The sequence below is a fragment of the Pseudemcibacter sp. genome (assembly GCF_965661635.1).
Lineage (GTDB): Bacteria > Pseudomonadota > Alphaproteobacteria > Sphingomonadales > Emcibacteraceae > Pseudemcibacter.
Window position 1 is genome coordinate 23,800 of record NZ_CBFIEP010000170.1, and the last position, 11,497, is coordinate 35,296.

Below are 11,497 nucleotides of genomic sequence, written 5' to 3' on the forward strand. Positions count from 1 at the left end.
CTTTATTTTAATTTGAATATGGTTATACGACTTATATAATATGAAGTTAAGTGTAAAAACAGAGAAACAACATGACACATACATATAATATACTTCTCGTTGATGATGATGATGATCTGAGAGAAAACCTTGCGATGCAACTTTCGTTTCACGAAGAGTTCAAAACCCAACAATGTGATAATGGTAAAAGCGGTATAGAAACCGTGAAAGATCAGGATTTTGATCTGATTATTTTAGATGTTGGCCTTCCTGATATTGATGGAAGAGAAGTATGTCGTATGATGAGAAAAACCGGCATTAATACGCCGATCATCATGTTAACGGCCAATGCATCGGAAGCCGATACAATCCTTGGACTCGATGCAGGTGCAAATGATTATGTCACCAAACCGTTTAAATTTGGCATTCTTTTGGCACGTGTCCGTGCACATTTAACACAGCATCTTATTAGCGAAGACGCGAGTTATCCTGTTGGGCATTATGTGTTTAAGCCGGGCGATAAAATCTTAACGGACGAAGAAACGGGTGAAAAAATACGCCTTACGGAAAAAGAAACGGCCATATTGAAATTTTTAAAACGAGCCGAAGGCGCGACTATATCGCGTGAAAAGTTGCTTAATGAAGTTTGGGGTTATAATGCAAATGTCACAACCCACACACTTGAAACGCATGTTTACCGTTTAAGACAAAAAATTGAATCAGACCAGACTAAAGCAAAAATCATATTGACGGAATCTGGTGGCTATAGCATGGCGAATAGCTAAGAGCCTTCCTGATTTATCTAGACTCTTATCGCGTCCTGATATATCAAGCGCAACATGATGTTTGAGATATGTTTTACAAGACGATATTCAATGAGCCACCGGCTTTATAATATAAAGCAGGGTAAATGCTTTGTGCCGCATGGTCATAATGAATTTGTAAAAGTTCATTTGGTCAGCTTAAATGAAGATAACCTTGATGGGATCTCAAACATGAGCAACCAGTTTGAGACGTTAAAGAAAACGTGGCATAATTGGATAGATAATGCAGTTGATCACACAATGCAGTTATCTAGTCGCGACCCGCTTCTTAGCTATTTTAAAGAAAATGAACCTGAAAATTTACCCCGTTTAATGATAACGCCAGGGGACCCGACAACAGAGGTTTTGGCAGCGTGTTTCTTTTCCAAAATAAATAGCTTTTTAAAAGCCGAGGGTATTTCTATGAAATGCAATCGCGTTGAAGTGGAAGAAACGCCAACCAATACTGTTGTTTTTCAAGGGGACCCGGATCAAGCCATATCAATGGGTTCTTATGATGGACTTGATGAGCCATGGTGGGTGCGTGCAGACATGTCCATAAATGATTTATAAGGATATCTTATGAAGGATGCCGTTTTAATTACCGCGGGCCACAAACGAATTGGCAAAGCCATTGCTGAACGTTTAAGTGGTGCCGGTTATTATATTTATATGCATCATCATAACAGTGAAGCAGAAGCAAACGACACACTTTCAAAACTAGCTGGCGACGGAGAAGTTCTTAAATGTGATCTCGGTCAATATGATGAAGTGGAAAAAATGATCTCTTCTTGTATTCATTTAAAGCATGTGGTCAACAATGCGTCACTTTTTTCAGCAGATACGCTTTTAAATTTTCATGAAAATAGTTTTCAAGATCATATGAATGTAAATTTAAGAGGGCCGATGCAGCTTGCACGTGGTCTTTATAAGCGTTTGAATGAGAATGATCGTGGCAGCGTTATTAATATCTTAGATAGTAAAGTCTTTGCACTTAATGCTGATTATGCAAGTTATACATTAAGCAAATATGGTTTATTTGGCGCTACGGAAATGATGGCGCAGGCATTAAGCCCAAAGGTTCGAGTGAATGGAATTGCCCCCGGTATGACATTAATTGCCGAAGGGCAATCGGAGAAAAGTTTTGAACTTGCAAGTCATCTTAATTTCAATGGCGCACCTATCAATGTAAATGACATAGCCGACACTGTGCTTCATCTCATGAAAGCGCAATCTATTAATGGAACTGTTATTCCAGTTGATGGAGGGCAAAAATTGATGAACTTCACCAAAGATGTTGTTGATGTGGCTGATGGCATTCTAGACAAAAATTAAACGTCAAATTCAACCATCACCGGTGCGTGATCAGATGGCTTTTCCCACCCACGCGCCTCTTCTAGTACATGCATTGATTTCATTTTGTCTTTTAGAGGTGGGCTACACCAAACATGATCGAGCCTACGACCTTTATCCGCTGCGCGCCAATCTTTCGACCGGTATGACCACCAACTATAAAGCCTTTCCGGCTCTGGTACGAAATGCCGCATAACGTCAAACCAATTATGGGCTTCTTGCAGTGAATGCATTGCTTCACATTCTTGTGGGGTGTGACTTACCACTTTTAGTAATTTTTTATGAGACCAGACATCACTTTCTAATGGGGCTATATTTAGATCACCAACCAACACATGCTTACCATTTTCGGGCAGGTCATGGGACCAATTTGTCATTTCGGAGAGGAAATCCATTTTGTGAGCAAATTTATCATTCACCGCGACATCTGGTTCGTCACCACCAGCAGGGACATAAAAATTATGAAGTTTTAGCCCATTATCAAAATGTGTTTCCACATGGCGGGCATCACCCATATCACACCAATTTATTTTATTTTTTTCGGTCATGGGAATTTTGCTAAGTGTTGCAACACCGTGATAACTTTTTTGTCCAGCGAGCGCATGATGATTTAAACCGTACTGATTAAAAACATCCAAAGGAAACATGTGATCTTGTACTTTCGTTTCCTGAAGGCATAAAATATCGGGGTTATAATCAGCAAGGAGTTTTTCAACAATTGGCAGACGTGCACGAACGGAATTAATATTCCATGTTATAAGACGGACCTGAGACATTTATAATACCCTTTTTTTAAAATATATTGAGCGTTGTTCCCGCAACGCCCAGAGGCCAATGGCCATTTTCATATAGTCGAAATTTTTGCGCAAATGGATGATTTTCTTCTTCGTCTGCGGCAATAACCAGCGCTGCTTGATAACAAGTTTGAACCGCTTGACCAATTGCGGCGCGCAATATTTCTTCGTCATCAATACCCCACTGCATTGAGGCATTCTCGACTGCGTTTGTTATATATTCTGATGCTTTACTTGTAACATTTGTAAGAGCTACTTCTAAGACATCCTCTTCGATAAATTCTAAAGCGGAATTGATCAGTGACGCCGCCAGTTGTTCTTCAGCTTCCCATGAGGGGCTGTTCCAATCATTGGTCTCTAAGCATGCGATCGCATCGTCCCAGTCCATGATTTCTGCAGGATATCCTTCAGGAAAACCCAACGCATCAAGATAATGACGTGCAGCCTTGATATCATCTTGAGCCAGTTCTAAACCTATTTTATGAAACCATTTTGTTTCAGAAATCATTGATGAGAAGCGTGCGACAAGCATTAATGTTGGATATTCTTCACCAACATTAAAATCATCAATTTCTGTGTCAGTTTCTAGACTGTCTTCATTCATTTCATATTCCTTCTGTTTGCAAATTAGACGGAATGACAAGCCATAACAAGAGGGTAATTGATAAATAAAAATCCCGGCCAGATGAACTGGCCGGGCAAACAAAGTTTAATAGAGCGCGAGGGAGGGGAAAAAGGAAAAAACCTCATCGCCCTATGAAGCCAAAAAAATTGTGTTACTGGAACTTTAGAATAACAATCATTTCGACTTGTATTTTATATATGGGAACTAATTTTATTATTTCAAGATCAGTGGTTAGATAACTTATTAGAATTATTATCGTCTAGGGCCACGTCGTCTAGGGCGCGGATCGTCATATGTAAAGCGGCTGTCATCCACTGTAACATTATATTCAGGATTAAGCAGAGCAACCCTTGTCGTATAGCCCTGAACATCGACAACTTCCCATGATTTAAGTTCCATGGTCGATTCTTCAAATATTAAAGTAATATAGCCATAATCGCGTTGATCGGGTTGTATAACGGATGCTTTAATTAAACCAGCAAAACGGATCATTTCAGGAATTTCGATTTTCATATTTTTCAGATCAATTTGATCTTCCACCAAAATGCTAAGAGGGGTTTTATCAATGGGCCATCGGCTTATTTGATTAACTTCATAATCAATAAAGGAAAGCATATCACCGTTACTTACAAGCAAGATCGGTGTATCATCGGTATATTCAAATCTTATTTTACCGGGTCTTTCAATATAAAGCTTGCCTTCATCGACGTTACCTTGAGGGCCACGTTGGATAAATGTTGCCTTTAAAGTGCGGATGCGATTAAGGGTATCTTCAATCTTTGAAATGACGTTTTCACGGTCTTCGTTTTCAATAATGGTTGGTGGTGCTGAAAATTCTACCATTCTCGCTTTGGGCTCAGGTTTCCCCTCTTCTGCTGATTGACGGGTTTCCAAGACTTCATTTTCTTCGATAGGGGGCACCGCAAGTGGTTCTTTTTCAACCTCTGGAACTTTAACTTGAACTTGTGCATAGGCAGCCTGCACCATGAGGAGCGGTAAAATAACTAATATTGATATAATTCTCATCATATATATGCCTAACATAATAATACTATTAAAATTTAGGCATACAATAAGGTAGAATTAAGACAAGATAAATTAAAAAGTTTTAATAGTCTTCAGAATGGTCTTGAACCAATACTTCACGTTTTCCAACATGGTTCGCGCTGCTAACAACACCTTCTCGTTCCATTTTATCAATTATATTGGCCGCACGGTTATAACCGATCTGTAATTGACGTTGTATATAGCTGGTGGATGCCTTTTGATCCCTTGCAACAATAGCAACGGCGCGATCATAAAGTTCATCACCTGAAGGTTTTCCAGAATTAGGAGTCATTTGAGAATTTTGCAAAAATTGTGAATCAAACCCTTCGTCAGGCTCTTCGACAATATTGGTAAGGTAATCAGGCTTTCCTTGTTTCTTAAGCGCTTTAACAACGCGTTCAACTTCTTTATCATCAACAAAAGGCCCGTGTACGCGGGTTATGCGACCACCTCCTGCCATGTGAAGCATGTCCCCCATACCTAGAAGTTGTTCTGCACCTTGTTCGCCTAAAATGGTGCGGCTATCAATTTTTGATGTAACCTGAAAGGCAACGCGAGTTGGGAAATTCGCTTTAATTGTGCCTGTAATAACGTCAACGGATGGACGCTGTGTCGCCATGATTAAATGTATGCCGGCGGCACGTGCCATTTGCGCTAATCGTTGAATTAACGCTTCGATATCTTTTCCGGCGACCAGCATTAAATCGGCCATTTCATCAACAATGACTACGATCATTGGCAGCGGTGTTAAATCAAGACTTTCTTCTTCGTAAATTGGCTTGCCAGTATCTTGGTCAAAGCCCGTTTGAACTTTACGAATTATATTTTCGCCTTTTTGGCGCGCTTCTTCTAATCGCTTGTTATAGGCCGTAATGTTTCGAACTTGTAACTTTGCCATATTTTGGTAGCGATGTTCCATTTCACGGACGGCCCATTTTAATGCAACAACCGCCTTTTTAGGATCGGTTACAACAGGGGTTAACAAATGCGGAATATCATCATAAACAGAGAGCTCAAGCATTTTAGGATCAACCATGATCAAACGACATTGAGCTGGGGTTAATTTATAAATCAATGATAAGATCATAACGTTGATTGCAACAGACTTACCGGAACCGGTGGTTCCTGCGACAAGTAAATGCGGCATCGAAGAAATATCAGCAACAATTGGATCGCCGCCAATATCCTTACCTAATGCCATTGCTAGTTTTGCTTTACTATCTTCATAGACACTTGATGATAATATTTCCCTGAGAGCGACAATTTCACGTTTGCTATTGGGAAGCTCAATACCGATTGCGTTTTTACCCGATACCACTGCAACACGAGCTGATGTTGCACTCATTGATCTTGCAATGTCATCGGCTAAATTTATCACTCTAGATGATTTAGTACCAGGTGCGGGCTCTAATTCATAAAGCGTAACAACAGGGCCGGGTCTAACTTTTGTAATCTCACCTTTAACGCCAAAATCGTCAAGCACGGCTTCTAACATACGCGCGTTTTGCTCTAATGCATCATGGGTCAGTCTGTCTTGTTCGCTTAATGGCTTAGGGGGCGATAAAAGACTTAAAGAAGGAAGTGCGAATTCGCCGTCCGTAATGATATCGAGCATTGGTTGACGCTCAATAGTCTCTCTCTTACTGGTTTTAACGCTTTTCTTTTCTTTATCAATAATTGGGATTGTGCGTTTTTCTTTTTCTTCGCTCCTTTTTAGCGGAGGATCTTTTCGGGAAACAGACACAGATTTTCCGGCATTTTTATTTTTCGCAGGTTTTTCGCTTGCCCGTTTCATTGACTGCTTAAGATAAAGAATGACACCGACAATTTTTGCAACAAAGGTAAACAGCGTCCATTTAAGGCCATAAAGCATATTACCCCACTCGTCGCGTGTTAATCCGGCCGTATAATAGAAACATATGGTCGTAACGACAGCAAAAGTGATGCCAATAATGAGGGCGTAGAAACTGATACCCGTCCATGCGATGAAGCTCGCAATATAATCGAGCAAGACTTGACCTAATACGCCACCCAAGCCAATTTCCATGAGCATCCAGCTCTCAAATGGTGGTATCGTCGCAAAGGTAAGAGCTGCTGACATAGCAAGAAGTGGTAGCATCAATAAATGTATGAAAATAAACGGAAGTCCTTTAAGCGTAATAATACGCCATCCCCAAGTTAATAATGGAAGCACTAGGATATATGAAGCAAGACCAAGAGTTTGAATGAATATGTCAGCTCCATGTGAGCCGATTTGCCCAAGCCAATTGGTTGCCTCGCCTTCAACAACGTTATTCCAGCTTGGGTCGTTGATATCATAACTGATAAAGGAAGCCATAAAGCCTGCAAATATTATTATAAGAGCGCTTCCCCAAAACCGAATTAATAATTTGCGCAGAAACTCACTTACCGATGCTGGTAAAAGTGATTTTTTCGCGTTTTTCTTTATTGAATTTCGTCTGCCAGCCAATGATCTTCCCTGATGTCGACATATTCTTATTTCTTTATTAGTGTAGCATTATGCCACAGAACAAGGCAAATATATGGCCTAATCCGCTGTAAATATAGGAAAAAATCAATTTTTTTACATAATAATGATGTCATGACGTCATTTATGGTCATTATTATGATTTTATCATACTCCGTAGTATTTTAGGAGGATGTGAATTTGTAATCATTTCTCCGAATATATTTGCGAAGACTTAACGCAACTTTTATAATAACTTTGATTATTGTAAGGATGCGATTTTGAAGAAAAATAAAACAAGTCAAACAGAGATCATTATTTCTGGCGCCGGTGTGGTTGGTATGACGTTGGCTTTTTCATTAGCCGAACATGGTATTAAAACAACCATAATCGATAGTCTTGATATCGAGGCTTCATTAGGAGATGAATTTGACGGGCGTTCTTACGCCATTTCTTATGCACCATATGTAATGTTAAAAACGTTAGGGTTATGGGACAAAATTGGCCATAGTGCCCAGCCGATTAACGAAATTCATGTTACTGACGGTGATTGTCCCGCATTCTTACATTTTGATGAACAGGAATTAGGGGATGGCCCACTTGGACAAATGGTTGAAGTAAGGCACATAAGAGCGGGCCTTTATGGTGCCATTGAAAATCATAAAAACATTAATCTGATAATGCCTAATAAAATCATCAAAACAGAAAATTTAGACGGTAGCGTCACTGTAACGCTTGAAGGCGGTGAAGAAATTAATTCTAATTTGCTTATTGCGGCCGAGGGGCGCGGCTCACATTTAAGACAGCATTATGAAATTAATATCCGTGAATGGGAATATAAACAAACGGGCATTGTTACTACCGTTGAACATGAACTCCCGCATCAAGGGATTGCACATGAAAAATTTTATCCTAGTGGGCCGTTTGCAATTTTACCTCTTCAAGATAATCGATCCTCTATTGTTTGGTGTGAGCCGCCTGAGCGTGCAAAAACAATAATGAGTTTAAATGAAGCCGGTTTTAATGCAGAGCTTAAGAAAAAGTTTGGTGATTTCTTGGGTGACGTTAAGTCGTTAGGCTTGAGATGGTCCTACCCTTTATCAATGCAGCTGGCGGATAATTATACGGCGGATCGTTTTTGTTTAATTGGTGATGCAGTGCACGGTATTCATCCAATTGCAGGACAAGGCTTCAATTTAGGGTTGCGGGATATCTCAGCCTTAACGGAAGTACTGGTGGATGCAAAAAGAATTGGCGCCGATTTAGGGTCCGAATTGGTTCTTGAACGTTATGTCCATTGGCGTCGCACAGATAATAATATACTTGCATTAGGCATGGACGGTTTAACACGATTATTCTCAAATGATAATCCTATCGTAACATTCGGGCGAAGATTAGGAATAGCCGCCGTTGAAGAGATGCCGGCAATGAAGCAATTCTTTATGAAGCACGCACGTGGAACTGTTGGAAAGTTGCCTAAATTATTAAAAGGTGAAGCCCTTTAAAGTGTCGCTTCCTTGTTTTGGTCAGCTTTATGTACTAAGCTTTTCTAATGTTGAAGCTTAAATCGTTTATATTCATTCTTTTCTTAAGTATTTGCTCTATTTCTTATGCTCAAGAACCTTCACAGTGTATTGAATATTATAAACTGGATAAAACCTATACCAGTATTGTTTGGTATGCGGATAGAATGAGATATTCAAGAACCATCGGCCGCTTTGCCGATTTTGAGGGAACAATTGAATTAAATAATTGCGAAATTAATAAAAGCAAAATTGATATATTGATTGATACCAATAGCATTGCAAGCGGTAGCGATGAAATCGATCGTCAGTTAAAAAGCATAACATTTTTTGACGTTGAAAATCACCCAGAAGCTAGGTTTCAAAGCACAAACATTAATTTGGTTGAAAAAGATAATGCAGAAGTTACGGGAAATTTCACCATGCTTGGAAAAACCAGAGAGATTTCATTAAAAGTGCGCTTTAATAAAAAAGCCATTGACCCTCTCGTTAATTTAATGCGCACAGGTTATTCAATTAGAACCAATGTGAAACGCTCAAAATGGGGAATGGATAAATTGTTAGCATTCGTTTCAGATGATATTAGTATTGTCATAGAAGCCGAGGCACTTAAAGTAAACTAATCTAATTCTCTTGCCTCATCGATCAACATTATTGGAATACCGTCACGAACGGGGAAAGCAAGCTTGGCTTTTTTGCTAATTAATTCGCCGGCCTTTTCATCATAAACCAAACTTTCTTTGGTTACAGGGCACGCTAATACTTCCAAAAGACTTGGATCTAATTTGCCATAATTAACTTTTTGCTCTTCGGACATTTGGTATTACCTTGAATAATAAATTAGTCTTAATGAATATGCTGATCGGATGATATACCATCTTGTGGCAACTTAAAATCCATTATTTTCATCATTAGAGAGACTCTATCTTTCAACGCCCCACACTCTAACAATAATTGTTTTTCAGCGGCATCAAATGGACACACCATCGCGAGTGAATTGATGAGCTCTTCGTCTGCTAAATCTTCAAATGCATTCAAATCGATTTTTATATCCATCGCGTTTAAATATTGCTTTAAAGCCGAAAAAAAACTGTCCGTGGTTTTTATTTGCCCAATATCTGGTTCGGCGGCATCTTGGATAAATTCTGAATAGTCAGCTTTAATTTGACGGTAAGGCGTTGTGGTTGCTATTTCTTCAGTTATTCTGAAACGTCTTAGTCCGGTTAAGATGATAAAATACTGACCATTTGCGGTTTCTTCAAAATTTGAAATTAAACCGACACAACCAATATTATATAAATCTGGGTCTTTATTTGCAGTACCGAAGTTATCGTTATTTTCAATGGTTGAAGATATGGCCATTTTCGAAGGTTGTATCATGCCGATGACCCCTTCATTTTTACGGGCATCTTCGATCATTTTTTTATAACGAGGCTCAAAAATATTAAGCGGTAAATGTCCGCGTGGTAATAAAATGGCCCCCGTTAGTGGGAAGATAGGAAGCGTTATCGGTAAGTCATTCATGTTTTTTGGCCTTAAGCTTTATGAAAATAATATACTTGATAACTTTCTACGTGCCGCCACCGTAAAAGGATCCATTGGCCCGGCCATTTCAAAAAATTTAAGTAGTTGTGTTCGTGCCCCATCTTCCTGCCAAGAACGGTCTGCTGCTATAATATAGAGCAATTGATCAGCTGCGTCTTCTTGAGAGCCGATTGCCCATAAGGCCAAAGATAAATCAAACCTTGATTGATGATCGTCGGGGTTTTTCTCAATAGCTTTTTTAAGAGCGTCTAAATCACCAATATCGTCAAGTTGTTTCGCTGTTTCCAATGTGGCTATGGCGGCGGAGATCAAGGGGTCATTTTTATCTGCTGCACCAGAAAGAACTTGTTCTGCATTTTCAAGATCGTTTAGTTTTATTAAAACGTTTGCGAGCCCGGCAGTTGCTTTTAAATTTGTTTCATCAAGTTGCATTGCTTGTGAATAGGCACCGCCTGCTTCTTGGTATTGTTCTTGGCTGAATGCGTTTTCTGCAAATTCAAGAATTTGATCTATTTCGGATGGTCCCATTTCGGGGGCTATTTTTCCGATAAACTCTCGAATTTCAGTTTCAGTTTTTACGCCGGCAAAAGCATCCACGGGCCTGCCATCAACAAAGGCAACGACGGTTGGAACCGAACGGATTTGCATTTGTGCAGCAAGTTCTTGAACTTCGTCAATATTGACTTTAGCCATAATGACTGAACCATTTGCCTCCGTAACCACTTTTTCAAGAAGCGGAATTAGTGTTTTGCAAGGCTCGCACCAAGGCGCCCAAAAATCCACCAATACGGGGACTTGCATTGATCTTTCGATCACATCAGAAACAAAATTTGTCATGTCTGCGTCAAAAATATTTACCGCAGCGTTACTAGGGGTATTTTCCATTTTTAAAACTCTTTAAAGTGTATCAAAATCTATGATAATCGGATCAAAGCCAAAATGCTTGATAAATTTCAACAAATCTTCGCGGTGTATAGTGGTTGTCGCTTCATTATGTAAAGGGTGATAGTTTAAATATACATTTTCCATCATGCCTTTATCCAACACAACGATCAATTCTTTATGCTCAACATTAATTAATGAAAAGGGTGTTACAGACCCCGGTTTGATTCCGAGCATATCAATCATTCGTTCAGGAGACGCAAAACTAAGTCGCCCGACATTTAATTTTCCCGACGTAAAAAGTGCCTTCATCTCTAATCTTCTATCTTCACTGAGCACGGCGAGGATAAAGTTGTTTTTCTTATCTTTAAGAAATAGGCTTTTACAATGTCCGCCTTTAATTTCCCCACGTAATTTCTGAGACTCTTCAACGGTATATAGCGGCGCATGGCGACAAGTGGTGGTTTTAATCCCTAACT

13 protein-coding genes are annotated in these 11,497 nt (G+C 39.5%); 5 read left to right on the forward strand and 8 right to left on the reverse strand.

Annotated elements, in window-relative coordinates; translation table 11 throughout:
• Window positions 1–71 precede the first annotated feature (71 nt).
• From ACTF6W_RS11335 to ACTF6W_RS11345, 3 genes are read left to right on the forward strand one after another with little or no spacing between them, the layout of a single operon-like run.
• Complete coding sequence (locus ACTF6W_RS11335; protein ID WP_438994655.1) at window positions 72–764, forward strand: response regulator transcription factor; 693 nt, start codon at window positions 72–74, stop codon at window positions 762–764.
• 57 nt (window positions 765–821) lie between these two features.
• On the forward strand, window positions 822–1,355 hold the full coding sequence (locus tag ACTF6W_RS11340) for a 6-pyruvoyl trahydropterin synthase family protein (protein WP_438994656.1): 534 nt from the start codon (window positions 822–824) through the stop codon (window positions 1,353–1,355).
• Window positions 1,356–1,364: 9 nt separating this feature from the next.
• Entirely contained in the window at window positions 1,365–2,117 is a 753-nt protein-coding gene (locus ACTF6W_RS11345; RefSeq protein ID WP_438994657.1) for an SDR family oxidoreductase, read from the forward strand.
• Here the strand turns inward: ACTF6W_RS11345 and xth are convergent.
• From xth to ACTF6W_RS11365, 4 genes are all read right to left on the reverse strand, one after another.
• Window positions 2,114–2,911 (reverse strand): exodeoxyribonuclease III, encoded by a 798-nt coding sequence (gene xth / locus ACTF6W_RS11350; protein ID WP_438994658.1) that lies wholly within the window; start codon window positions 2,909–2,911, stop codon window positions 2,114–2,116. The genes ACTF6W_RS11345 and xth overlap by 4 nt on opposite strands.
• A gap of 16 nt (window positions 2,912–2,927) precedes the next feature.
• A complete protein-coding gene (locus ACTF6W_RS11355; RefSeq protein ID WP_438994659.1) occupies window positions 2,928–3,533 on the reverse strand; it encodes a hypothetical protein in 606 nt (201 codons plus the stop codon).
• Window positions 3,534–3,806: 273 nt separating this feature from the next.
• Window positions 3,807–4,583, reverse strand: coding sequence for a LolA family protein (locus ACTF6W_RS11360; RefSeq protein ID WP_438994660.1), 777 nt, complete (start codon window positions 4,581–4,583; stop codon window positions 3,807–3,809).
• Window positions 4,584–4,662: 79 nt separating this feature from the next.
• Window positions 4,663–7,071, reverse strand: coding sequence for a DNA translocase FtsK (locus ACTF6W_RS11365; RefSeq protein WP_438994661.1), 2,409 nt, complete (start codon window positions 7,069–7,071; stop codon window positions 4,663–4,665).
• Between the two features lie 278 nt (window positions 7,072–7,349).
• Between ACTF6W_RS11365 and ACTF6W_RS11370 the strand changes: the two genes are divergently transcribed.
• Window positions 7,350–8,573, forward strand: coding sequence for a UbiH/UbiF/VisC/COQ6 family ubiquinone biosynthesis hydroxylase (locus ACTF6W_RS11370; RefSeq protein ID WP_438994662.1), 1,224 nt, complete (start codon window positions 7,350–7,352; stop codon window positions 8,571–8,573).
• A gap of 47 nt (window positions 8,574–8,620) precedes the next feature.
• Window positions 8,621–9,214 carry a YceI family protein gene (locus tag ACTF6W_RS11375; RefSeq protein WP_438994663.1) on the forward strand — a complete coding sequence of 198 codons (594 nt, stop codon included), beginning with the start codon at window positions 8,621–8,623 and terminating at the stop codon, window positions 9,212–9,214.
• On the opposite strand, the gene ACTF6W_RS11380 is transcribed toward ACTF6W_RS11375, so the two are convergent.
• From ACTF6W_RS11380 to ACTF6W_RS11395, 4 genes are all read right to left on the reverse strand, one after another.
• Window positions 9,211–9,408 (reverse strand): Trm112 family protein, encoded by a 198-nt coding sequence (locus ACTF6W_RS11380; protein ID WP_438994664.1) that lies wholly within the window; start codon window positions 9,406–9,408, stop codon window positions 9,211–9,213. The two genes, ACTF6W_RS11375 and ACTF6W_RS11380, sit on opposite strands and share 4 nt — an antisense overlap.
• Window positions 9,409–9,437: 29 nt before the next feature.
• Window positions 9,438–10,115, reverse strand: a complete 678-nt coding sequence (locus ACTF6W_RS11385; protein ID WP_438994665.1) for an LON peptidase substrate-binding domain-containing protein — start codon at window positions 10,113–10,115, stop codon at window positions 9,438–9,440.
• 18 nt (window positions 10,116–10,133) lie between these two features.
• Window positions 10,134–11,021, reverse strand: a complete 888-nt coding sequence (gene trxA / locus ACTF6W_RS11390) for a thioredoxin (protein ID WP_438994666.1) — start codon at window positions 11,019–11,021, stop codon at window positions 10,134–10,136.
• A 12-nt stretch (window positions 11,022–11,033) separates the two neighbouring features.
• On the reverse strand, window positions 11,034–11,497 hold a 464-nt coding region (locus ACTF6W_RS11395), incomplete at its 5' end, for a prolyl-tRNA synthetase associated domain-containing protein (RefSeq protein WP_438994667.1).